Raw genomic sequence first — 22,643 nt, forward strand, 5'->3', positions numbered from 1 at the left:
GGTTTTCTAACATTTTTTTAGGTTTATCCCTGTTCAATCAGCACCTGCATGATGCCGCCGCAGACCATGCCTTCTTCCTCTGCCACTTTTCCGGTCATGTCCACGTGACGGATCTGGTATGCGCCGCCCCGGATCACTTCCCGGGCGTGCTGCATGAGGTTGGCCTCCGCGCAGCCGCCGCCGATCGTTCCCTGGATCATGCCGGTCTCATAGACGATCATCTTGGCTCCGGCCTTTCGCGGCGTGGAGCCTTTTGTGGTTAAAATGGTAATGATGGCCTTCTTCTGATCTGCAAATTTTTCCTCCGGCTCTGCCAGATCATGGATCACTTCCATATCAATATCGGACTGGGAGACCCGTCTGGTTCCCTCTGCCGGTTTGCGTTTCACCTGAATAGCTTCTGCCAGAATGGCCACCGCGATCTCCTCCGGAGTTACTGCGCCGATATCCAGTCCCACTGGTGTATGGATCCAGTCCAGCCACTCACGGCTGATGCCTTCTTCCTCCAGCGTATCCTTCAGTTCCCGGACGCGCTTTCTGGAACCGATCATGCCAAGGTATGCCGTCTCCGGCTGCTTCGCCAGCGCCCGCAGGCAGACACCGTCGTGACGGTGTCCTCTGGTTAAAAGCACCACGAAATCAGAGGAATTGACGTGAAGCTTTTCGATCGCGGAATCAAAATCCATACAGAGCACCTGTTTTGCGGTTGGGAAACGCAGCTGGTTGGCAAAGGACGGCCGGTCATCGGTCACGGTTACCGCAAAACCGGTCCGGGCCGCAAACTCCGCCAGTGCCAGGGACACATGGCCGCCGCCAAAGATCAGCATGCGGTTTTCCTTGCAAAACGGCTCCGCAATCCATTTTTCCGTATGCTCATCCGCTCCAAAACCGGAAATGCAGACCTTCTTTTCAAAGGCCGCCTGCTGGGCCAGTGCCTCTGCTGCCTCCGGCTCCGCGCCTGGAACGTATATATGCTTTTCCAGCGTTCCGTCTTCCTTTAATTTTGTCAGCAGCAGCTTCTGGTTTTCCGACTGCAGGCCGGAAAGAAGCTCCCCATATACATTTTCAATCCCCATCATTCACCTTCTCCTTTTTACAGTACATTTTTATAGCTTGCCTGACTTATTTTCTGATTATCATTATATTTTATCAATTTTTTCGTGTTCTGTAAACGTCATATGACTTAATTATCACAGGATTATCACAGGAAATCATGTACCCGGCCGATTTCTCACAGAATCTAATGTAGGAAACAGAAAAATGTGCTATGATGATGCCATGCGACCTGAATTCTGATCAGATATTTTTCATGGACAGGATTCATTGATCCAATCCATATCATGGGAGGATTTCATTTCATATGAATAAGCAGAATTTTGAACAACAGTTTACATCCATCAGCGACCAGATCTGGGAATTTGCAGAAACCCGTTACCAGGAGTTCCGCTCCAGCGCCCTGCAGGCTGATTTTCTGGAAAAAGAAGGGTTTACCGTAACCCGGAATCTCGGCGGCATTGCCACCGCGTTTTCTGCCAGTTTCGGTTCCGGTCATCCGGTCATCGGGCTTTTGGGAGAATTTGACGCACTGCCCCGCATGAACCAGACAGCTGATGTTCCTGAAAAGCAGGCGGACCGCCCCAGTGCGGCAGGTCATGGCTGCGGCCACAATCTTCTGGGAACCGGCACCATGGAGGCGGCCTGTCTCATCCGTGACTGGCTCCTGCAGACCCATTCAGAAGGAACCATAATCTACTTTGGCTGTCCGGCAGAGGAAGGCGGCGCCGGAAAAGCATTCTTAACCCGCTCCGGCTGCTTTGACGGCCTGGACTTTGCCCTGGCCTGGCACCCGGGTTCCAAAACCGGACTGATCAAAGAGGCTCTGGCCAATGTCCGTGTCATCTTCGACTTTACCGGAAAAAGTGCCCACGCTGCCGCTCATCCGGAGCTTGGCCGCTCTGCGTTAGATGCCTGTGAGCTTATGAACGTGGGTGTGAACTACCTGCGGGAGCATGTAAAAAGTGATGCCCGCATGCATTACGCCTACTTAAATGACGGCGGTGACGCACCAAACATTGTCCCGGCTTCCGCCACCCTGCTCTATGCCCTGCGCGCCCCGGAAAGCGCTTATGTAGCTGAACTTTATGAGCGGGTAGGTGATGTGGCAAAGGGCGCTGCACTCATGACAGGAACTAAAGTTTCTTACCGGACCGTCAGTGCCTATGCGGATCTGCTGTCCGTTCCGGCTATGGAAAAACTGATGATGGAAGCCATGCAGAAGGCGGAAAAACCAGAGTATACGGAGGCGGATTATGCGTATGCGGCTCAGTTTGCTGCTGATGAAAACTCCTCTTCCATCGACACCAACATTCTCCCTGCCGACCAGACCATCAATCTTGGCAGCACCGATGTCGGCGATGTGAGCTGGCAGATTCCCACTGGACTCATCGGTGTGGCTACCGAAGCCACCGGCTGTGCTCTCCACACCTGGCAGATCGTTGCCCAGGGAAAGAGCCCTCTGGCCCATAAAGGGATGCACTACGCGGCGCGGATTCTGTTTGCGGCTGCAAAAAAGCTGTATGAAAGCCCTGAACTCTGTGAACAGATTCAGGAAAATTACCGGGCCGTGAAGGGGAAACGCAATTACCACTCCATGCTTCCCGACTCTGTAAAACCCGGGGATTTTTAATCTAATTTTGTAACTGTGAGGGTACTGAACAGTTACGACTATTTTCAAATCCTCTGCCTGTAAACCTTGCACAACACTGACCGACTTTGTTATAATATAAACAGTTTTTATTTCTGTGATTCATCACACTTCAGGGAAAGGAGTTTCTATTACTATGAATCTGACAAAAGCAGTAAAAGAAAAATATAAAAAGCCGCTGGCTTCCTGCACCAACGAGGAGATTTATATCAGCCTGTTAGAGCAGGTAAAAGAACTGGCAAAAGAGAAAGAAACTGTTTCCGCCTCCAAAACCACCAGTAAGCGCAAGCTCTACTATATTTCCGCTGAGTTTCTGATTGGTAAGCTGCTCTCCAACAACCTCATCAACTTGGGTCTTTACGATGAAGTAAAAAAAGAACTGGCTGCCGCAGGCAAGAGCCTTGCCGAAATCGAGGAACTGGAGCCGGAGCCATCCCTTGGCAACGGCGGCCTGGGACGTCTGGCTGCCTGCTTTGTGGATTCCATCGCCACCCTGGGCTTAAACGGTGACGGTGTTGGCTTAAACTATCATTATGGTCTGTTCAAACAGGTTTTTGACAAGAAGCATCTCCAGCAGGAGACCCCGAACCCATGGATTGAAAATGAAAGCTGGCTGACGAAAACTGAGACCAGCTATCAGGTTCCCTTCGGCGGGTTTACCGTAACTTCCCGTCTCTATGACCTGGATGTGACCGGCTACGACAACCACTCCACCCGCCTGCGTCTGTTCGACCTGGAATCTGTAGATGAGAGCATCGTGAAAGACGGCATCGATTTTGACAAAACCGAAATTGAGAAGAACCTGACTCTGTTCCTCTACCCGGATGACTCCGATGACAAGGGACGTCTGCTGCGTGTGTACCAGCAGTATTTCATGGTCAGTAACGCCGCCCAGCTGATTCTGGACGAGTGCATCGCCCGCGGCTCCAACCTGCACGACCTGGCTGACTACGCTGCTGTTCAGATCAACGACACCCACCCGTCCATGGTAATCCCGGAGCTGATCCGTCTGCTGGGCCAGCACGGCATTTTGATGGATGAGGCGATTTCCATCGTATCCAAAGTGTGCGCTTACACAAATCACACGATTCTGGCAGAGGCACTGGAGAAATGGCCGATTGCCTTCCTGAACAAGGCCGTTCCGCAGTTAATGCCGATCATCCGCGAGCTGGACAACCGCATCCGCGCGACCGTAAAAGATGAGAGTACCTACATTATCCAGAACGGTCTGGTACACATGGCCCATATGGATATCCATTACGGCTACAGTGTCAACGGCGTGGCTTATCTGCACACCGAGATCTTAAAGAACACGGAGCTGAACAACTTCTACAAGCTTTACCCGGAGCGCTTCAACAACAAGACCAACGGCATCACCTTCCGCCGCTGGCTCATGGCATGCAATCCGGAGCTTTCCGCCCTCATCACCTCTCTCATCGGAGAAGGCTGGAAGAAAGATGCCATGGAGCTGGAGAAACTGGGGGCATCTATATCCGATCCGGCCGTGCTCACAAAGCTTCTGCATGTAAAAGCAGAAAAGAAAAACCAGCTTGTCTCTTATTTAAAAGAAACTCAGGGACTGGAGCTGAACCCGGATTCCATTTTCGACATTCAGGTAAAACGCCTGCACGAGTACAAACGCCAGCAGATGAACGCTCTCTACGTCATTCACAAATACCTGGAAATCAAGGCCGGAAAGATTCCGAAAAAGCCAATCACCGTACTGTTTGGCGCAAAAGCTGCCCCGGCTTACGTAATTGCGAAGGACATTATCCACTTAATTTTATGTTTGCAGGAACTTATCAACAACGACCCGGAAGTAAGTCCACATCTGAACGTTTTTATGGTGGAAAACTACAATGTGACCCTGGCAGAAAAGCTGATCCCAGCCTGTGATATCTCCGAGCAGATTTCCCTGGCTTCCAAGGAGGCATCCGGAACCGGCAACATGAAATTCATGTTAAACGGAGCCCTGACTCTGGGAACCATGGACGGTGCCAACGTAGAAATTGCCGAACCGGTTGGCAAAGACAACATCTTCACCTTCGGCGAGTCCTCCGAGACCGTCATTGCCCGCTACGAGCGTGGTGACTACAAGTCCAAAGACTGGTACGAGAAGGATAAAGACTTAAAAGCCGCTGTGGATTTCATTGTGGGAAAAGAAATGATGAAGATCGGCCAGAAAGAAAATCTGGAACGTCTCTACGCGGAACTGTTAAACAAAGACTGGTTCATGACCTTCCCGGACTTTGAAGATTATGTCAAGACCCGTGAAGAAGCCTACGCGGCCTACACCAACCGTACCGAGTGGGCAAAAAAAATGCTGGTCAACATCAGCAAAGCCGGATTCTTCTCCTCCGACCGCACCATTGCGCAGTATAATGAAGAGATCTGGAAACTTTCATAAAAATACTATACTAAAAAAAACAAATGAGGAGCCGCTGCTGTGGCTCCTCGGTTTTATTTTACAATCCACTTTCCCTTTTGTGATGTCCCAATACGTTCAATTTTTCCCTCTTCACGTAATTTACGGATTAAATATTTTAATGCATTCACATTCATGCCAAGTTCTCTGGCTATCATCATCTGAGAAGATGTTGGTTTTTCCTTCATGATTGCCAAAACTGCCCTTATAGTATTATCCCTGCCTGAAATCATAGCAGTTGGGTGAATATCAGAACCATAACTTGGGTGGTTGGGTGGAAGCTTGGGTGGTTGGGTGGAAGCTTGGGTAATTTGGGTGGCTTGGGTGGTCGATTGGGTGGTTTCTTCATTCATCAGCGCTTCATCCAACGGCACAATAATCCGAAATACGTCTCCTTCCACAAACTCCGGCTCTCTTCCCGAATAAAATTCACTATATTTAAACAGATTTCTCACACCAGATCCAAGCTGGTCCGCATACCCGATATTCCGAAAAAATGACGCAATAATCGGATTCTTTGGATTTGGTTCGATATCATCCGGTGTCAGAACTGCCTGCTGTGAAGCACGATTTGCATTTTCTACATACATCCGGTCTTTTTCTATTACAAATTTTGCCTGATAGGAACTGGTATATTCCCGGTGAATCAGCGTATTGGCTATCATTTCTCGCGTAATGATATTTCTAAGACTCTTCCTCTGGTCCTCTTCCAAAAAGAAACGATCTGGCAGATGCTTCCGGCCAAATTCCATAAGCTGTTCATAACTCTCTACCAAGTTGGTTTTGATAATCTCCCGGTCATCATACCGATCGGTGTTTACTTTCCGAAGCAAAGCATCCGTCACATAGGCCGGTACCACATCTGCAATTACATCATCTTTTCCCAAAAGCATAACTGCTGCCAAATTGTATCCCTTTGCTCCGGTGACACGGTCCACGCTATACAATCTTGTACTTTTTAGTACTTCCTCGTCTGACATACTGCTCCACGGGTGTGTCTGACCACTGTTATTCGCCGCCATGATCCGAAGTTTTGGCAACAGGTCCAGACGTAAATCTTCCAGTCCCACATATGGAAAAATCTTCTTTTCTGTGTAAATCTCTTGCTTGCGGATATACAGCTGAGCAATCTGAGCTGTGGCCGTAACTTTCACGTCAGCATCATTTACACGATCATAGATTACTTTTTTGTAGCTGTGTACTTCCGCACTTGGAAGAATGTGTATATGAATGAGTTTCTTCCCTTCATAATCCAAAATCTCAGGATTGAGGTAAATAGTCGGTGAAAACAAGGCAGGATTACTAATACAGCTAATAAAATTTTTTACCATATCTGGAGCCTGCTTTTCCGGCACGCCAGAAACGGTTCCGTCATCCAAAATCCCCAGGAATATATCTCCTCCAAAACGGTTTAAAAACGAGCATACTGTTTCGTATACATCACTTTCAATTCCATTTCCACATCTTTTGAATTCGACCGCAATGGTCTCGCCTATTTCCAATATGGTTTTTATAGTTCTTGTGTCCATTTCAGTCGCCTCCTTATCAAAACCCGATTTTTCAATTGTTTCTTGTTTTTTAGTATAACACAGACCAATTTTTTTAGAAACAACAAAAGCCGAAAAGCAGTTTGAATCCACTTTCCGGCTTTTGTAATTGCTATTTGATTTCCTCTACGGTATATCCTGCATCTTCAATAGCCTTTTTCAGCACCGCCTCATCCAGTTCACGGTCGAAGCTGACTACGGCTTTCTTGCCGTGCAGGCTGACCTTGGCGGATGCGCCGTCGATCTTGTTGATGGCTTCGGTAACTGCGTTCACGCAATGCTCGCAGTGCATGCCAGAGATCTTAACAGTTTTCTTTCCGATGACCGGATTCTCCAGCTTTTTCTCCTCCGGCGGAAGGCTTCCACCGCCGCCTCCGCAGCAGGCTCCCTCGCCTTTAAAATGCTTGATGGTGGATCTTACACCAAGAAGTACGAATACTGCAATGACTAAAAGTACAATGATGTCTGTCATGACTGATTGCTCCCTTCTTTTTCTGTCTTTCCTTGTAACTGTTCAGTACCCTCACAGTTACGGGCAAAAATCCATTGAAAATTGCCTTCGGCAATGGGATTTTTGCCTGCAAGCCCATGTTTTCATACGGTCAGCGCAGTGAATGCGCAGACCTACTGAACAGTTACCTTTCCTTCAATTTTTATTTTTCATCCGGCTTTTCTTTAGCTGTTTCTGCCATCGAAGCTGCCTGATGTTCTCTCTGGAACCGGCGGTCTCTCGCCTCATCCAATTTCTTTCTTACAAATTTTACCAAGAGATAAATGGATACGCCTACTATGTACAGGATAATGCAAAGAGCTACCATATATCCCATAGAATTCTGAGAATGTGACATTTTTTTCTCCTTCATACTCTTGTGGCTGCGTGGACATCTGCTATCCGATGCTGACACGCCACAACTGCTTTTTTCTGCCGTAGCGGCCGGCCTGCGTCCCGCCAACACTGGCCCGGACACATCCAGCCGTCTGCAGACAACTTGTTTACTGTACGGATACGACCTTGTAATCCTGTGCCTCAACGGCCTCTTTCAGAACGCTGTCCGCAACTTCCTTCTCCAGGGTTACAACTGCGGTTCCTTTCTCATGGCTTACCACTGCCTCGGTTACGCCATCGATGCCTTCCAGGGTTTTTTTCACTCTGGCCTCACAATGTCCGCACATCATTCCTTCGATTTTCATAGTCTTTGTCATAGCACTCTTCTCCTTTTTCTCTTTATGATCAACATGATTTCCATCATGTGGTCTGCTTTGTTTTTTCTTCTTGTCTTTGGATGCGTCATACATTTTAAACAGATTCAGACGCAGGGCATTGGTTACCACGCAGAAGCTGGAAAGGCTCATGGCTGCCGCGCCGAACATCGGATTTAACTTCAGTCCAAACAGCGGATACCAGATTCCGGCTGCTAACGGAATACCGATCACGTTATAGAAAAATGCCCAGAACAGGTTCTCATGGATGTTGCGAAGTGTTGCGCGGCTTAACCGGATGGCTGCCGGAACATCGCTTAAACGGCTCTTCATCAGAACCACATCGGCTGCGTCAATGGCGATATCGGTTCCTGCGCCGATGGCAATGCCGATATCCGCACGGGTCAGGGCCGGAGCATCGTTGATGCCGTCACCGACCATAGCTACCTTGCCCTGCTCTTTCAGGGAACGAATCACGCTCTCTTTTCCTTCCGGAAGCACGCCTGCGATGACCTCGTCCACACCAGCCTGAGCGCCAATGGCTTTCGCGGTGCGCTCGTTATCTCCAGTCAGCATCACTACGCGGATGCCCATGTTCTGCAGTTCTTTGACGGCGCGCGGGCTGTCTTCCTTAATAACATCTGCCACCGCAACAATACCAAGCAGCTTTCCGTCACGGCTGAAGTACAGCGGGGTCTTGCCTGCTTCCGCAAGCTGTTCTGCTTTCATGCGAATCTCATCTGCTACCGCAGCAACGCTGCTGATAAAGTTCGCGTTTCCGCCGCAGAGCTCGCTGCCCTCGTAAATGCCGGAAAGTCCGTTACCCGGAAGTGCCGCAAAGTCATCCACCTCACCGGCGGTAATGCCGTCTGCCTGGGCGCGCTCGTTGATGGCGCGGGCCAGCGGATGCTCACTCTTTTTCTCCAGGGTGTAGGCCAGTACCAGAAGTTCCCGCTCACTCTTTGCTTCCGCAAGGATGATATCGGTTACCTTCGGCTCACCGCTGGTGATGGTACCGGTCTTATCCAGTGCCACAATATCCATCTTGCCGGCCTCCTCTAAGGAAACCGCGGTCTTAAACATAATTCCGTGCTTTGCGCCCATGCCGTTGCCCACCATAATGGCAACCGGAGTTGCCAGGCCCAGTGCGCACGGACAGCTGATGACCAGAACAGAAATACCCCTTGCCAGCGCAAAACCAACGCTCTGGCCTGCCAGCAGCCATACAATCGTTGTGATGACCGCAATGGTGATAACCGTCGGAACAAATACGCCAGATACCTTATCGGCTACTTTCGCGATTGGTGCCTTGGTAGCAGCCGCATCGCTGACCATCTGGATGATCTGGGACAGGGTTGTATCTTCTCCAACTCTGGTGGCCTCGCAGCGGATGAAGCCGGACTGGTTCACCGTTGCGGCAGAAACGCTGTCGCCCACAGTCTTATCCACCGGAATGCTCTCACCGGTGAGGGCCGCCTCGTTCACGGCACTGCTTCCTTCTAATACCACGCCATCCACCGGGATATTTTCACCCGGGCGGACCACGAATACATCACCTTTCTGTACCTGCTCGATGCCAACGGTCACTTCTTCGCCGTCACGCACCACAACCGCAGTCTTCGGAGCCAGCTTCATGAGGCTCTTTAACGCGTCGGTAGTCTTTCCTTTGGAGCGCGCCTCCAGCATCTTGCCCACCGTGATGAGGGTCAGGATCATGGCTGCGGACTCAAAGTAAAACTCATGCATGTAGCTCATAACGGCATCCGCATTGCCCTTTACCTGAGCATCGGTCATGGCAAACAGCGCGTAGGTGCTGTAAACAAATGCCGCCATGGAACCAAGGGCTACCAGAGTATCCATGTTCGGAGCTTTGTGCCACAGACTCTTAAAGCCGCTGATAAAGAATTTCTGGTTGATGACCATAACAATAGCCGTTAAGATCAGCTGGATCAGGCCCATGGCTACGTGATTTCCGTCAAAGAATGCCGGAAGCGGCCAACCCCACATCATATGTCCCATGGAAAAATACATGAGAATGATCAAAAATCCAATGGAATACCAGAGTCTGCGCTTTAAGACCGGAGTCTCATGGTCCTTTAACGCTTCCTCCGCATCCAGGGACTGTGCCTGCACACTGCCCTCTTTTCCTGCGCCCTTTACGGACGCGCCATATCCGGCATCCTGCACTGCCTTAATGATATCAGCCGCCGCTGCCGTGCCCTCCACGCCCATGGAATTAGTCAGCAGGCTGACTGAGCAGGATGTGACGCCCGGCACCTTGGAAACCGCTTTTTCCACGCGGCTGCTGCAGGCCGCGCAGCTCATGCCGGTAACTGTATACTGTTCCATCTTGTTGTCGTTTCCTCCTTTTTCGATTCCCCCTGCAACTGCTTCTTCCCAATTGCATTCTTCTTTACCATGCCCGGAATACTGCTTTCTTATCCGCCGCCCATAGCTTCGAAATCTCTCCTCACTACCACTTGCTTTCTGTGTCATGGCAGCAAAGGTTCTCACCTTTACTTCATCAGTCTCTGCAATACCTTCAATAACTCATCGATGGTCTCGTCATGGCCCTCACGGATGTCGTTCGCCACACAGGTCCGCAGATGATTTCCCAGAAGCACCTTGTTGAAGCTGTTGAGCGCCGCGTTGGCCGCAGCCACCTGAATGAGGATATCCGGACAGTAGGCGTCCTGCTCTACCATGTTGCGGATTCCCCGGATCTGCCCTTCAATGCGGTTTAAGCGGTGGATCAGATCTTTGTATTCCTTCTCGGAGCGCTCTTTTTTCTTATGACAGCAGCACGGCTTCTTCTCCGTGTGCTCTGCTTTTTCCTCTGCAGCATCTGGCTTCGCTGCTTCAGTACGCTCTGCCATTCCACAGCAGCATTCCTTTTTATCTGTATGCTCCATGCAATTCCACCTTTCTGTAAAACGATGTTCTCCTGGGAGTTCTGCTTCCGACACTATTTTGTTTTTGCCTTTCACATACCCCCATAGGGTATATTGAGTATAGAAAAAATATCCGGATCTGTCAAGAGGCAGTCCGGATATTTTTTCTCAATAAGGTTTTCTTATGAAATCACTAAATATTAGAAGGCTTCCAGAGAATCTCCGGCACGTGGGCTTTGCCGCACTGTGCTTCTACATACGCCTTCAGTGCGTCCGCATCCTGCGCCATCGTGCCCTTCACTTCCGCAGTCAGTACCAGCTTATTACCTTCTGTATAGCGCACATAAGCCGCAGCTTCTTCTACACCCGGCACCTGTTTCAGTACCGTTTCCAGCTGGTACAGATCATGGAACTGGCGTCCCATGATGCCCTCCTGCATGATGGTTCTGCCGCCCTGTTCCAGGAAATCCAGGGAACCGTCCGGCAGGATTCTTGCGGTCCGTCCGGTGTCGTAAAGGGTTCCCGGGCCATAGGGATTGGTGATCTCATCCAGGTATTTTGCCGGCTTATGATCCATCACATACAGCCTGCCCCAGGCGCCAAATGGCTTCTTTTTGCAGTTCTCATCAAAGACATATACTTTGATTGTTTCGCTGCCCCCGGTACCGCTCACCAGCTGGTCCTTCGCCTCCTGGTTGAGTGCTTCCACGCCTATCGTGTAATGCAGCGGAAACAGCTTCTCCGGCAGATGGCGGTTTACGCGGCGCACCAGTGTTTCCTCCTGCATGGCGTCCATCAGGGACTCCATCACGATCATGAAATTCCTTAACTGCGCAGCGTCAAACCGATTCTCCCAGTAGCGCAGTTCATAGTAGTATCCCCGCTCATCGGTAAACACCTGCAGATGGAATGGCAGGGCATCCAGCTGGATATGCTGGCGCTCGGCCGGATACCCTCCGATGGTATCGATGTTTAAGATATCTCCCTGATACTGGAAGAACATCTCATCGGCATGAAGATTGGATATGTAACAGCGCATGGTGTCCATGATCTGCTTTCCATTCGCTTTCAGAAGCTCCGGCACGGTCTGATCCGTGGTTTCCGTGCAACGGAAAAAATAGGTCAGAAACAACGGTCCTGCCAGACGGTTCCAGCGGCTGTCGGTTCTTCCACTGTGGATGGAGGCGGAAACCGTGTCCTTTTCCCCGCTGAAAATGCCGATGCTTAAGTTGTAGGCAGTCAGAAAAAATACATTCTCAGACACGCCGTATTTCCGGCAGAAAGCCGTTACATTGCGACGGTTCAGGGTCTCAAACCGGTCCTTTAATACCGCATTCACACCATGCTCCAGACTATAGCAGTCCTTCCGGGTCAGGATACTCTTTCGCACCTTAAAGTCTTTCATCAGACCCTGGAAATACGCCTCATTTTTGGTGCGCAGGCCCCTTGCGTCCCGGTTTTTTTCATCCAGAATATACTCATAAAAGGTATAGGTTTCCGGCTCCACCGCCTTGCCCAGATAAAGCTGGTCTAAATCCTCAAACAGCACATTCATGGTCATGCCGTCCCCCATGATGTGGGCAATATCAAAGAAGAAATAATTAGCGGAATCCGTCTGGTAAATACCAATGTGAAACAGGTTCTCCCCTTCTCCGTAAAGGTACGGATACAGCAGGCCTTTTCTCGTTTCCTCCCACTGGGCATCGCTCAATTTCACAATTGGAATATCAATCTTTCGCTTATCATCACGGAAAATCTGGTAACGTCCTTCCGCCATCTGGATGATGGCTTTTAACTCCGGATGCACCTCAAAGAGCTGTTCCACCGCAAATTTTAAACGGCGCAGGTCCGTGCGCGCATCCAGTTTGTAAAGGAACGGCAGGTTTGCCGTGGTATTGCCCCGCATCACATAGGCAAAATAAAGCTGCAGATTGGTTAACGGGTACACCGGACGCACCGTGTAATCCACCTTATTTTCACCAGCACCCGCCAGCGCAAATGCCTCCAGCTTCAGCACCGACGCATGCTGTAATAAGTCGTCTAACGTCATGGAAATCTTTAAGATCTGGTACAGGTCTGTCAGCAGAAGAACACTTCCCAGAGAGTCCAGTCCTGCCTCGTAAAGCTCCGTGTCAATGCCGAACCGGCGGTGTCCCAACACAGCCGCAATGCACTCATAAATCTGTTTCTGAAGCGCTGTTTCCGGCATGCGAAGATTCTTTTCCTTCTGTTCTTCCTGCTTTTTCCCCTCCAGATACTGGTTGCGGATAATTTTTCTGGATGAGGTTTTCGCAAATGGGACTTCGCGGATACTGCTGCGCATAATGCGCTTGAACGTCGGCAGTTCTCCATTATGTTTCTTAATGATCTGAGTCACAGTTCCCTCAATATCCGTGATATTTGCTGCCTCCGCATACTTAAAGTTCGGGTAAACTTCCGCGCAGATGGTATCGTCCGCGCCGTACACCAGAATATCCTCAATCAGGCGCTCATCCTCGAAGAGATTTTCCAGCTCCTCCGGCGCCACATTCTCGCCGTTGCTTAAGATAATGAGGTTCTTTTTCCGCCCGGTCAGGTACAGAAATCCCTCCTCGTCCACATGGCCGATATCCCCCGTGCAGAGCCAGCCATCCGGTGTGATGGCCTCCGCGGTCTTGTCCGGCTCCTTGTAATATCCCATCATGACAGACGGGCTCTTGACCTGAATCTCCCCGTCCACGATACGCACCTCACAGCGGTCTACAATACGTCCCACCGAGGCAATCTTGTCCGGTCTTGTCCAGTCCGGAGAGGAAATTTTCGGGGAACATTCCGACATGCCGTAGCCCTGGGCAATGGCAATGCCAAGGCGCTGGTAATTGGCTGCCAGATCTGGCGCCAGATAGCCGCCGCCGCTGATGATCTTGTGAAGCCTGGTGCCAAGCACCTGCTCTTTGACCTTGCGGATGGGCACCTCAGGGTGCTGCCGGTTTAAGATGGCGATGCGGTTATAGAGGGCTTTTGCCATCATCGGAACCATGCGGATCACCGTCGGCTCAAACAGTAAGATGTGCTCCGCCAGCTTCTTCATGTCCCGGTTCAGACAGAGGATTCCACCGTAGCGCATAACGGTAAACACATCACCATTTAAGCAGAATACGTGATGAATCGGCAGGACATTCAAGTAGATTTCATTCTCAGGGTGGTTGGTGTCTGTGGTACAGAAATTGTTGTCCATGAGATTTCCATTAGACAGCATCACGCCCTTGCCGCGGCCGGTGGTGCCGGAAGTAAACAGGATCATGGCACACTTCTCTGCCTTCGCGTCGGATTCCACGCGCTGTCCCGCATAGGCTTTTAAGATCTTATCAGAGCAGTTCACATGCTTTCCATGCTGCAGGGAAATATACTCCACTACCTCCGGGCAAGTCTCCTTCACTTCCTCGGTCAGTGGATGGAAATCCCAGTCGTAAAACAGCACATCCACATCGGAACGGTTTAAACAGTCTGCCAGCTTTTCCGCGTTGAGCTGGACGTCCAGCGGAATGCCCGTGTCGCCGCCGCTCATCACGCCAAGCAGTACTGCCAGATAATGATGGCTGCTGACGCCAAGAATACCCACCTTTAACTTATGGCCCACCTGGGCGCGCTTCTCTCTGGCCCAGACCGCGATGGCATCACACTCGTCTGCGAATTCTTTGTAAGTTACACGGAAAACTATTCCGTTTTCTTCATATTGTAAAAACACACGGTCTCCGTGCTCTGCCGCCGCGTTGTGCACCAGATCATAAACGGTTCTTGTGTTTTCGTAAAGCATCATTTAATACCCCTTTCATGGAGTGAGTCCACTCCGGCTGGTCACATTTTGTCAAAATAAAAATGAGACAGATTTTAAGTATCTGTCTCAAATATAACACTGTAGCTATTTCGTGTAAACCTTTTGACCAGTTCGAATTTTTGAACCAAAGAAGATCATCTCCCTGCTTCTCGCAACAGGCAAGCCATTCCAGCGCGAATTTCTACTTTCACTCCAGCCCCGTCTTCTGAATCAGGCTGATCAGATACTGCTCCGCTTCCGTCCGGTAACTCTGCTTCTGATAGCAGCAGTACAGGCTCCGCTTCATGGGATAATCCTTCACCTGACAGTAATAAGCATTCTGCCCATCCTGCATCAGCGGCGACACCGCAATGCCCGGAATGAATGTAAAGCCACGATTCAGCGCCGCCAGACGGCTGGCCAGGTGAATGTTTTCTGTCTCAAAAATGCGCGCCGGTGTAATCGAAAACTGCTTCAGAAACTGCTCTGCAATCGCCCGCATTCCCCGTCCCTTTTTCAGAAGGATAAGGGGCTGATTCTGAAGTGCCTCTGCCTCAATCTGCGGATTCTGCTTTCCCGGTTTCCATCCTGTTTTTTCCTCTGCAAATGCAGGCGGCACCTGAACATAAACCGGATTTTCTGCAATCATATAGCACTCCAGATCCGGATCTGTCTGATACATGAGCGCCAGATCCGTCTTTCCCCTCTTGACCAGATCCTGCAGCACCCCCGCCTTTTCTTCTGTCAAAATCAGCTCCACCTGCGGATATTCCCGTTCAAAATCATCGAGAATCTGGGGAAGCAAAAACTCCCCCGTTACTGCCGTGACGCCCAGTACAATGCGTCCGCTCCGGCTGCCGCTCAGATCTGAAATCTGCTTGTTCACGGAATGGAAAACCGCAAGCACGTCCCGGCACCCCTTTAAGTAAATTTCTCCCACCTGGGTCGGATGCAGATTGCCCCGGTCCCGCACAAACAGTGGTGTGCCAAGGCTTTTCTCCAGATCCAGGATCATGCGGCTTAAGGCAGGCTGGGAAATATAGAGTTTCTTAGCGGCCAGCGTAAAATTCTGCTCCTCCGCCACCGCAAGAAGGTACTGAATCAGTCGTTCATTGATCATATGCTTTCGTTCTCTTTCCTAAAATTGAATCGCAGTGCACTATAATATTTTCGTTATAGTTAAATGCCATTTTTTGAATTTTACTTTATTATAGGAACCCGTTATAATGATGTCAAGAACTTAAAAAAACGCAGAAACATTCTCAATCAATGTTTTTCACAGGAGGAGTCGACATGACAAATGTAAAAGTATTTGTTCCTTATGGCGCAGTTGGCTTAAACTGTACCGAAGAAGCTTTTGAGGCAGGGCTGGCCATGAAGCCGGATATCATTTCCAGCGATGCCGGTTCCACCGATTCCGGTCCCTACTACTTAGGCTCCGGACACGGCAAATATTCCATTGCCGATGTGAAACGCGACTTAAAGCGCATGGTGCTGGGTGCCGACAAGCTCGGGATTCCCATGACCATCGGCTCTGCCGGAACCTGTGGGTCTGATGAAGGCGTTGACACCGCCCTGAAACTGATTCAGGAAATCTGCGATGAGGCTGGCATCCACAAGAAAATTGCCTGCATCTACTCCCAGCAGAATCCGGAAGTCATCAAGAAAAAATACCGCGAAGGCAAGATTTCTGCCCTCCACGGCGCACCGGAAATCTCCGAAAAGACCTTTGATGAGTGTAGCACAATCGTGGCACTTCTGGGTGCAGAAGCCTACGAGGAAGCCTTCAAAAACGGCGCCGACATCATCATCGGCGGACGCTCCACCGATACCGCAGTCATGGCCGCTTACCCGCTTATGAAGGGCTGTGATCCGGCTTCCTGCTGGCATGCTGCCAAGACCGTAGAGTGCGGCGGCGTCTGCACCAGTGCCGGTCTTCCAGGCGGCGTATTTATGGAAATTGACGAGAAGGGCTTCACCATCCGCTCCGTACAGCCGGGCAGCACGGTATCCCCCTACTCCGTTTCCGCACACCTGATCTACGAAAACGCGAACCCGATCCAGCTTACCGAGCCAGGCATCCGCATTGATACCAGCACCTCCACCTACACGGCACTCTCCGACACCGCAGTCCGTGTGGAGGGCACCACCATTGAGTATCTTCCTTATACCATGAAGCTGGAGGGCTCCGGCCCGGTGGGCTACCAGACCGTCAGCATGGCCGGCATCCGCGACCGCAAGGTCATGCAGGATCCGATGAAATGGGTGGAAGCCGTATCCAAAGCCGGCATCGACAAGCTGGAAAAGAACGGCATCTCCAGAGACAGCTATCATTTCTGGCTGCGCCCTTACGGCTACAACGGCGTATCCGGCATGGATGTCCCGGAGGGCTACGTTCCGAATGAGGTCCTGATGATGCTGACCGTCACCGCCGAAACCCAGGAAAAGGCCACCCAGATCACCAAAGCCTTCAACCCGCTGATGCTGCACCACAACATCTTTGAGGGCAAACAGATGCCATCCTACGGTTTCCTCTTCTCCCCGGCCGAGATGGAACGCGGCGCCATCTACGAGTTCAAGCTTTACCACACCGTATCCGTGGACGATCCGCTGGAGCTTGTGCGCATGAACTATGTAACGGTCTAATGCTTATAAATGATTTCGGAGGTGTGAATGATGAGAACCATAGAAAATACCGTCAAATATATACGCAGCAAAAACGCAGGCCCCTTCTGGCTGACCATCGACGCGTTCTGCAACAGCGTAGAAGATACCGAGAAGGTAGCCGCTGCCTTTGAGCGGGAAAAAGAATTTATCGCAAAATCCTACCATGTAAAACCGGAAGACCTGGAGATCTACTGCCTGAAACACATCCAGGTAGCCAAGATCAGTCTGCCGAGAGTGCCGGTGGAGGGAAGCCGCGATGAGAGGGATATGCACGGCGGACAGCAGTATGTGAATCTACTGGACATCGAGTGTTAAAATATCATTGATAATGCAAAGCAAGGACAAAACTCCATATCACTGTTTTGTCCTTGCTTTTATTTACTTTATTTCTCCAATTAGCCATTTTTCGATATCTTGTCTGCATAATTATTCTGGCAATATTCCTGCTTCAATTCTTCTTCCAAATAAGCATCACTCATACAATGCATATTGGAAATTCCATCTCTCATCAACAGATAAAGTTCCGAATGATAAAAAAATCTAATGCCGCATCCAATGAAATTCCCTGTTGTCTTGCAAAGCAGCTAACGACTCTGCTATATTTTTTCTGAAGTAAAATCGGATTTGCCATCATATCATTTCACTCCCTTCAAAGCAAAGCAATGATAATGCTTTCTCTGTACGAAAACAAATCTGTAAATTTGGTTTTTCATAACGCAAACGATTGATTGCTTCTGTCTTATCAATTAAAATATCACTTTTTTCTGTAAATGCCTCATATATCAGTACGGGATCAACGCCAAGCTTCGCTGCAACATTTTCAATACAAAATATAGCAAATTCCAATTCGTCAGAATTTTTAATTTTTTCATCCGCCAACATAAGCCAACCTCCCTTATCCCATTGCCTCGCATTTGTACACACGGCGATAAAGTATTTCTTTCATCTTCTGAAATTCTTCCCACGTGATTTCACTTCTATATGTCATAATCCGAAGCGGTACCGGGGATTTTCCTTTTGAGATGGGGGGCTGGATATAGGAATATTCGTTAAATACAAACTCGTTGCGCTCATAAAATCCGATGCGCCTGCTGGTTAATTCATCTTCGGGAAGTTCTACTTCCAGGCAGATTGGCTTCTGGTATTTCTTTACCAGTTCCTGAAGCATAGTTGAACCTGTTCCACTGTTGCGAAGTGCTGGATCTACTGCGAAGTGCTCGATGTAGGTGAAGGATTCAAATTCCCAGACGGCGAGAAAGCCCGCTGCCTGTATTTTGGAATTCCCATTTGAATTGTTAACAACGCCTTCCAGCTCTATAACCGGCATATAATAAATCCGGTATTCCGGCTCCTGAAAAAGGGCAAGCTGCTCATTATAAGGACGATATTCATCATCCGGGAAACTGGCCTGCATGATGCGGTAAATTTCTGGGAAATCTGATTGTGATGTAAGTTGTAACATAAAAAAACTCCCTTTTATTAAACTCAATTGATATCGACTCAAAACTCAATATTACGCAGACATTCTTATAATGTCCCGCAACAACTATCTTTTTCAATATTACATCATTCTCAAAACCACATTCTCCAATTTAATTTCATTCGTGACGGCCCAGCCTAGAGAGGCACTTCCAGCATCCAGTCCTACATAGTACTTTTTTTCCATACCTTCTCCTTTATATCTTTTGTCAACGTCAAAATTTATTTTCCCACATTCTTCTTTTACATCTGTCCTTATGTAAAAAGAAACTGCCACTCTGATTCAGAATAGCAGTTACCTTTTTCACACACTGTGAGCCGCACACGCGGCGTTTACGATAAATCGTTATTTGAACTTATGATGTAATTTTGTATGGTACAAAACTACTTATAATATACCTTTTCCAGAATCCCACGTCAACTATCATTTACGCAATTCAGCCCTTTTCCGTCACCCACCCCGGCAAATAATAAATCTGCATCTTTCCGGTAGCTTCATTCCTTGTCACCTGGGCTTCGATTCCGAAGTATTTGCGGATATTTTCTTTCGTCAGCACCTCTTCCGGGGTTCCGCAGTCTACGATCTTTCCCTGATACAGAAAAATGATCCGGTCACAGTAAAGCGCAGCCAGATTCAGGTCATGGATGGAGGAAAATACGGTGACATCCTGATTTCTCAAAATATCCATAATCTGATACTGGTAGCTGACATCCAAATGGTTTGTCGGTTCATCCAAAACGATGTAACGGCTTTCCTGCATCAGTACCCGGGCCAGGAGGACACGCTGCTTTTCTCCACCGGAGAGACTTAAATAGGAACGTGTTTCGTAACCGGTCAGTCCTACTTCCCGCAGGCATTTTTCGCAGAGTTCCCGGTCTTTTGCGGTGTCTCCTTCCAGAAATTTCTTGTGGGCATATCGGCCAAACATCACCATATCCCGCACGGTAAAGTCAAATTCCAGCTGGTTTTCCTGGGCCATGACAGCCAGTGCGCCTGCCAGTTTTTTCGCAGAAAGCTCCATAATATCGTTTCCATCCAGAAAGATGGTCTGCCCCTTTGGCTTATAGGTCCGGTAGATATGCTTCAGCAATGTGGACTTGCCACAGCCGTTCGGTCCCACAAGGCCCACAAATTCTCCATCCCGGATTTCAAGGGAGATCTGATCCAGGATCCGGTCATTTCCGATTTCATAATCCAGATGTTTTACCAGTAAACTCATCGGCCTACACTTCCTTTCCGAATTAAATACAGGAAGAACGGAGCCCCGAAAAATGCCGCAATAACGCCGATGGGAAGTTCTTCCGGCGCAATGATGATACGGGAAATCAGATCTGCGATCATAGCAAACAGGCCGCCGCCCAAAATGGACATGGGAATCAGGCGCTTATGGCCGGAACCCACAAATCCACGCATCACATGCGGCACCACAAGACCCACAAATCCGATAACGCCGCTGACCGAAACTACCACGCCCGTCAACACGGTGGATGCCAGAATGATCAACAGTTTGATGCGTCTGGTATCCGCGCCCAGCGTCTCTGCCACATCATCTCCCAGAAGGAGAATATCCAGTTCCCGCGCGAACAAAAGAATCACTGCCATCATGACAACCGATACGATAAACACATATTTCACGCGGCTCCAGGTGGCTCCGCTTAAGGATCCCACCATCCAGTAGAGCGCCATTTTCGTCTTATCGGAACCGTTATTGAACCCGTAAACGATCAGGTTTGTCATGGCAGAGAACAGCGCGGAGGTTGCAATTCCGGCCAGCACCAGCTGGGTGGAGGTAATTCTTCCTTTTAGAGACGCAATGCTTAAGGAAAGCCCAATGGCAACTGCTGCGCCCAGGGTCGCGCCAAAGATTACCGAATAGCCGCCCAGAAAGCTGAACATCCCCAGAATGATAACGCTGACCGCTCCGGCGGAAGCACCGGAAGAAATTCCCAGTACATAGGGATCTGCCAGCGGATTCTTGGTCAGAGCCTGCATCAGTACCCCACAAAGAGAGAGTCCCGCTCCCACAATAAAGGCCATGATAACCCGCGGGAACCGAATATTCCAGATAATATTTTCCGTTTTCTGTTCCCAGGAAACTGCAAAAACTTCCTTTCCTGATGTCTTATTGACCAGAATCTTTACGATCTCATCTGGTGACACATGGATGGCTCCAAGAGTCACAGAAATGGTCGTGACCACTGCAATCAGAAGCAGCACAATCAGAAGGGTACACACAAAACGTCCCGTTTCCCGGTTACTTTTTTTACTTAATTCTGATTTCATGTTTTCTCCAAAAACAGGGACTTCCCGTGTGGGAAATCCCTTATACCTTACCAATTTCCAATTAGAATTTATCCGGATACAGCTGCTTTGCAATCTCTTTGACTGCCTCTGCAGAACCTGCGGAACCCTGCATATCGCTGCAGCATGCAGAGTAGATTTTGCCCTCTTTCACGGCTCTTAAATCCTTGGTAAACTCATTGGTCTCCAGGAAGTTTTTCTTCTCGGAAATGTCCCCGGTGTAGTCCAGAATCAGGATCACATCCGGGTCACGCTCTACCACTTCCTCCCAGGACGGAGTAGCCCAGCCAGCCTCGATATCATCGAAAATGGAAATTCCGCCAGCCAGCTTGATGATGTCGCCCGGCATACCCTGACATGCAGTAAACGGAGCATCTTCACCGGAATCGTACGCAAACACAGTCACCGGATTCTGGTAAACATCATCACCCAGAGTGTCTTTTACTTCCTGAAGGGTATCCTTCATAGCCTGGATCTTCTCAGATGCCACATCCTCTACTTGGAAGATTTTTCCAAGAGTCTCATAGTCTTTGTACAGATCCTCGAAGGTTGCCTTATCAGAGCATACATAGGGGAAATACATGGCGATTCCGTTGGCGTCACAGAACTCTTTTCCGAAGTTTTTATCAGAGAATACAGAGTCCCAACCCATCAGAAAATCACATCCGGTTGCCACCAGTTCCTCTTTGGAAAGGTTGGAAATGCCTTTTCCTGCCTCTAACAGCTGCGGCACCTGGTCTCTTGCCGGATACTGGGAAACGGTGCTCCAGCAGCTTCCCTTGGTGTAACCAGCCATCTGGTCTTCCAGGCCAAGATCAAAGAAGAAATCTGCCATCTGATCACCGGAAGCAACCACTGCGGATGGCTTCTTGGTAAAAGTATATTCTACGTTCTCACCCAGACCGGAACGCTCCAGATTTAAGGTAATGGTAACCGGCTCATACGCTTCATCTGCGGTGGAATCGCCAGCCGCTTCGGTCTCCTCTGCACCGCTCTCCTCAGCTGCAGCGGTGCTCTCTGCTGCAGTCTCAGCCGGTGTTGCAGTATCTGCGCTCTTTGCGCCGCATCCAGCCACCAGACCGGTGGTCATACAGGCAGCCATAGTTAAGATTACCAGTTTCTTGTTTCTCATAATTGTTTTCCTCCTGATGTTGAAATTTTTTTGTACTACCCATGCAGGAACAGGATGCAGCGCAATAAAAAAGCACCATTCAACCTGCAAAAAGCAGATCAAATGATGCACCGTATTTTTGCATCCAGGGCAGACTTCACCCTTGTTTCCCTTGCCTTGTCATGGACCGTGACAGCAAAAGCGGAAAAAGCAGGTCTTCTGGCTTGCGCGGCAATGTTGTCTGGTTTCTTCCCATTTCTTCTATTAATAATATGAAACAGTGAAATCAGACTGCCTTAAATGCGCTTACAGCGGCGGCACCGCACGGGACTTGCACCCGTTTCCCTTTTCACCGGCCCCGAACGGCCGACACTAATTCCGTATGATATCTTACGGCATGAAAGGAAAACTGTCAACTGAATTTACCAGGAAAGAAAAAGGCCGATACTCCTGAAATCCGGAATGGGCTGCCAGAAGTATCGGTCTTTCTATTATTTTTCTTCTATATAAAATAAGTTTTT

The 22,643-nt window shown here is 49.4% G+C and carries 18 protein-coding genes, 1 pseudogene and 1 riboswitch; of the genes and pseudogenes, 4 read left to right on the top strand and 15 right to left on the bottom strand.

All coding sequences use genetic code 11. The features are described from left to right. Nucleotides 1–23: 23 nt before the first annotated feature. Entirely contained in the window at nucleotides 24–1,079 is a 1,056-nt protein-coding gene (locus tag WMO41_RS06585; RefSeq protein ID WP_349229059.1) for an XdhC family protein, read from the bottom strand. A gap of 281 nt (nucleotides 1,080–1,360) precedes the next feature. On the opposite strand from WMO41_RS06585, the gene WMO41_RS06590 reads away from it, so the two are divergent. Next, nucleotides 1,361–2,686 carry an amidohydrolase gene (locus tag WMO41_RS06590; protein ID WP_349229060.1) on the top strand — a complete coding sequence of 442 codons (1,326 nt, stop codon included), beginning with the start codon at nucleotides 1,361–1,363 and terminating at the stop codon, nucleotides 2,684–2,686. Nucleotides 2,687–2,840: 154 nt separating this feature from the next. Beyond that, nucleotides 2,841–5,111 carry a glycogen/starch/alpha-glucan phosphorylase gene (locus tag WMO41_RS06595; protein WP_349229061.1) on the top strand — a complete coding sequence of 757 codons (2,271 nt, stop codon included), beginning with the start codon at nucleotides 2,841–2,843 and terminating at the stop codon, nucleotides 5,109–5,111. A 53-nt stretch (nucleotides 5,112–5,164) separates the two neighbouring features. Here the strand turns inward: WMO41_RS06595 and WMO41_RS06600 are convergent, their stop codons facing one another. The 7 genes from WMO41_RS06600 to WMO41_RS06630 all read right to left on the bottom strand — a co-directional run bounded on the left by WMO41_RS06600 (nucleotide 5,165) and on the right by WMO41_RS06630 (nucleotide 15,683). Next, on the bottom strand, nucleotides 5,165–6,769 hold the full coding sequence (locus tag WMO41_RS06600; RefSeq protein ID WP_349229062.1) for an RNA-binding domain-containing protein: 1,605 nt from the start codon (nucleotides 6,767–6,769) through the stop codon (nucleotides 5,165–5,167). 19 nt (nucleotides 6,770–6,788) lie between these two features. After that, nucleotides 6,789–7,148: a heavy-metal-associated domain-containing protein gene (locus WMO41_RS06605; RefSeq protein WP_349229063.1), complete on the bottom strand. Its 360-nt coding sequence runs from the start codon at nucleotides 7,146–7,148 to the stop codon at nucleotides 6,789–6,791. Between the two features lie 181 nt (nucleotides 7,149–7,329). Further along, entirely contained in the window at nucleotides 7,330–7,524 is a 195-nt protein-coding gene (locus tag WMO41_RS06610) for a hypothetical protein (RefSeq protein WP_349229064.1), read from the bottom strand. Between the two features lie 145 nt (nucleotides 7,525–7,669). Further along, nucleotides 7,670–10,225 carry a heavy metal translocating P-type ATPase gene (locus WMO41_RS06615; RefSeq protein ID WP_349229065.1) on the bottom strand — a complete coding sequence of 852 codons (2,556 nt, stop codon included), beginning with the start codon at nucleotides 10,223–10,225 and terminating at the stop codon, nucleotides 7,670–7,672. 167 nt (nucleotides 10,226–10,392) lie between these two features. Further along, the gene (locus tag WMO41_RS06620) at nucleotides 10,393–10,752 is read right to left on the bottom strand and encodes a metal-sensing transcriptional repressor (protein WP_349229097.1); all 360 of its coding nucleotides are present in this window, start codon (nucleotides 10,750–10,752) and stop codon (nucleotides 10,393–10,395) included. Between the two features lie 208 nt (nucleotides 10,753–10,960). After that, nucleotides 10,961–14,566 carry an AMP-binding protein gene (locus tag WMO41_RS06625; RefSeq protein WP_349229066.1) on the bottom strand — a complete coding sequence of 1,202 codons (3,606 nt, stop codon included), beginning with the start codon at nucleotides 14,564–14,566 and terminating at the stop codon, nucleotides 10,961–10,963. Between the two features lie 205 nt (nucleotides 14,567–14,771). Further along, the gene (locus WMO41_RS06630; protein ID WP_349229067.1) at nucleotides 14,772–15,683 is read right to left on the bottom strand and encodes a LysR family transcriptional regulator; all 912 of its coding nucleotides are present in this window, start codon (nucleotides 15,681–15,683) and stop codon (nucleotides 14,772–14,774) included. 173 nt (nucleotides 15,684–15,856) lie between these two features. Between WMO41_RS06630 and WMO41_RS06635 the strand changes: the two genes are divergently transcribed. Together WMO41_RS06635 and WMO41_RS06640 are read left to right on the top strand one after the other, a co-directional pair. After that, complete coding sequence (locus WMO41_RS06635; RefSeq protein ID WP_349229068.1) at nucleotides 15,857–17,209, top strand: acyclic terpene utilization AtuA family protein; 1,353 nt, start codon at nucleotides 15,857–15,859, stop codon at nucleotides 17,207–17,209. A gap of 27 nt (nucleotides 17,210–17,236) precedes the next feature. Beyond that, complete coding sequence (locus tag WMO41_RS06640) at nucleotides 17,237–17,545, top strand: DUF4387 family protein (protein ID WP_349229069.1); 309 nt, start codon at nucleotides 17,237–17,239, stop codon at nucleotides 17,543–17,545. Between the two features lie 80 nt (nucleotides 17,546–17,625). Here WMO41_RS06640 and WMO41_RS16065 read toward each other — a convergent pair. From WMO41_RS16065 to WMO41_RS06670, 7 genes and pseudogenes are all read right to left on the bottom strand, one after another. Continuing rightward, nucleotides 17,626–17,864, bottom strand: a pseudogene (locus WMO41_RS16065) (DUF3791 domain-containing protein). Further along, complete coding sequence (locus tag WMO41_RS06645) at nucleotides 17,861–18,112, bottom strand: hypothetical protein (protein ID WP_349229070.1); 252 nt, start codon at nucleotides 18,110–18,112, stop codon at nucleotides 17,861–17,863. The pseudogene WMO41_RS16065 and the gene WMO41_RS06645 overlap by 4 nt, the downstream one beginning before the upstream one ends. A 13-nt stretch (nucleotides 18,113–18,125) precedes the next feature. Next, a complete protein-coding gene (locus WMO41_RS06650) occupies nucleotides 18,126–18,692 on the bottom strand; it encodes a GNAT family N-acetyltransferase (RefSeq protein WP_349229071.1) in 567 nt (188 codons plus the stop codon). 99 nt (nucleotides 18,693–18,791) lie between these two features. Further along, nucleotides 18,792–18,986: a hypothetical protein gene (locus tag WMO41_RS06655; protein WP_349229072.1), complete on the bottom strand. Its 195-nt coding sequence runs from the start codon at nucleotides 18,984–18,986 to the stop codon at nucleotides 18,792–18,794. Between the two features lie 160 nt (nucleotides 18,987–19,146). After that, nucleotides 19,147–19,929, bottom strand: a complete 783-nt coding sequence (locus WMO41_RS06660) for an ABC transporter ATP-binding protein (RefSeq protein WP_349229073.1) — start codon at nucleotides 19,927–19,929, stop codon at nucleotides 19,147–19,149. Continuing rightward, nucleotides 19,926–20,993 (bottom strand): FecCD family ABC transporter permease, encoded by a 1,068-nt coding sequence (locus WMO41_RS06665; protein WP_349229074.1) that lies wholly within the window; start codon nucleotides 20,991–20,993, stop codon nucleotides 19,926–19,928. Before WMO41_RS06665 ends, WMO41_RS06660 begins: the two co-directional genes overlap by 4 nt. Nucleotides 20,994–21,054: 61 nt before the next feature. Next, nucleotides 21,055–22,143, bottom strand: coding sequence for an ABC transporter substrate-binding protein (locus WMO41_RS06670; RefSeq protein ID WP_349229075.1), 1,089 nt, complete (start codon nucleotides 22,141–22,143; stop codon nucleotides 21,055–21,057). A 171-nt stretch (nucleotides 22,144–22,314) separates the two neighbouring features. Next, nucleotides 22,315–22,514: riboswitch (cobalamin riboswitch) on the bottom strand. Nucleotides 22,515–22,643: the final 129 nt, after the last annotated feature.

The sequence above is a fragment of the Ventrimonas faecis genome (genome assembly GCF_040096075.1).
GTDB classification, from domain to species: domain Bacteria; phylum Bacillota; class Clostridia; order Lachnospirales; family Lachnospiraceae; genus Brotaphodocola; species Brotaphodocola faecis.

Excerpts from the sequence above, each read along its gene's own strand:
- WMO41_RS06585 (WP_349229059.1), bottom strand. The coding sequence starts at position 1,079 with ATGATGGGGATTGAAAATGTATATGGGGAGCTTCTTTCCGGCCTGCAG.
- WMO41_RS06590 (WP_349229060.1), top strand. The coding sequence starts at position 1,361 with ATGAATAAGCAGAATTTTGAACAACAGTTTACATCCATCAGCGACCAG.
- WMO41_RS06595 (WP_349229061.1), top strand. The coding sequence starts at position 2,841 with ATGAATCTGACAAAAGCAGTAAAAGAAAAATATAAAAAGCCGCTGGCT.
- WMO41_RS06605 (WP_349229063.1), bottom strand. The coding sequence starts at position 7,148 with ATGACAGACATCATTGTACTTTTAGTCATTGCAGTATTCGTACTTCTT.
- WMO41_RS06610 (WP_349229064.1), bottom strand. The coding sequence starts at position 7,524 with ATGTCACATTCTCAGAATTCTATGGGATATATGGTAGCTCTTTGCATT.
- WMO41_RS06615 (WP_349229065.1), bottom strand. The coding sequence starts at position 10,225 with ATGGAACAGTATACAGTTACCGGCATGAGCTGCGCGGCCTGCAGCAGC.
- WMO41_RS06620 (WP_349229097.1), bottom strand. The coding sequence starts at position 10,752 with ATGGCAGAGCGTACTGAAGCAGCGAAGCCAGATGCTGCAGAGGAAAAA.
- WMO41_RS06625 (WP_349229066.1), bottom strand. The coding sequence starts at position 14,566 with ATGATGCTTTACGAAAACACAAGAACCGTTTATGATCTGGTGCACAAC.
- WMO41_RS06630 (WP_349229067.1), bottom strand. The coding sequence starts at position 15,683 with ATGATCAATGAACGACTGATTCAGTACCTTCTTGCGGTGGCGGAGGAG.
- WMO41_RS06635 (WP_349229068.1), top strand. The coding sequence starts at position 15,857 with ATGACAAATGTAAAAGTATTTGTTCCTTATGGCGCAGTTGGCTTAAAC.
- WMO41_RS06640 (WP_349229069.1), top strand. The coding sequence starts at position 17,237 with ATGATGAGAACCATAGAAAATACCGTCAAATATATACGCAGCAAAAAC.
- WMO41_RS06645 (WP_349229070.1), bottom strand. The coding sequence starts at position 18,112 with ATGTTGGCGGATGAAAAAATTAAAAATTCTGACGAATTGGAATTTGCT.
- WMO41_RS06650 (WP_349229071.1), bottom strand. The coding sequence starts at position 18,692 with ATGTTACAACTTACATCACAATCAGATTTCCCAGAAATTTACCGCATC.
- WMO41_RS06660 (WP_349229073.1), bottom strand. The coding sequence starts at position 19,929 with ATGAGTTTACTGGTAAAACATCTGGATTATGAAATCGGAAATGACCGG.
- WMO41_RS06665 (WP_349229074.1), bottom strand. The coding sequence starts at position 20,993 with ATGAAATCAGAATTAAGTAAAAAAAGTAACCGGGAAACGGGACGTTTT.
- WMO41_RS06670 (WP_349229075.1), bottom strand. The coding sequence starts at position 22,143 with ATGAGAAACAAGAAACTGGTAATCTTAACTATGGCTGCCTGTATGACC.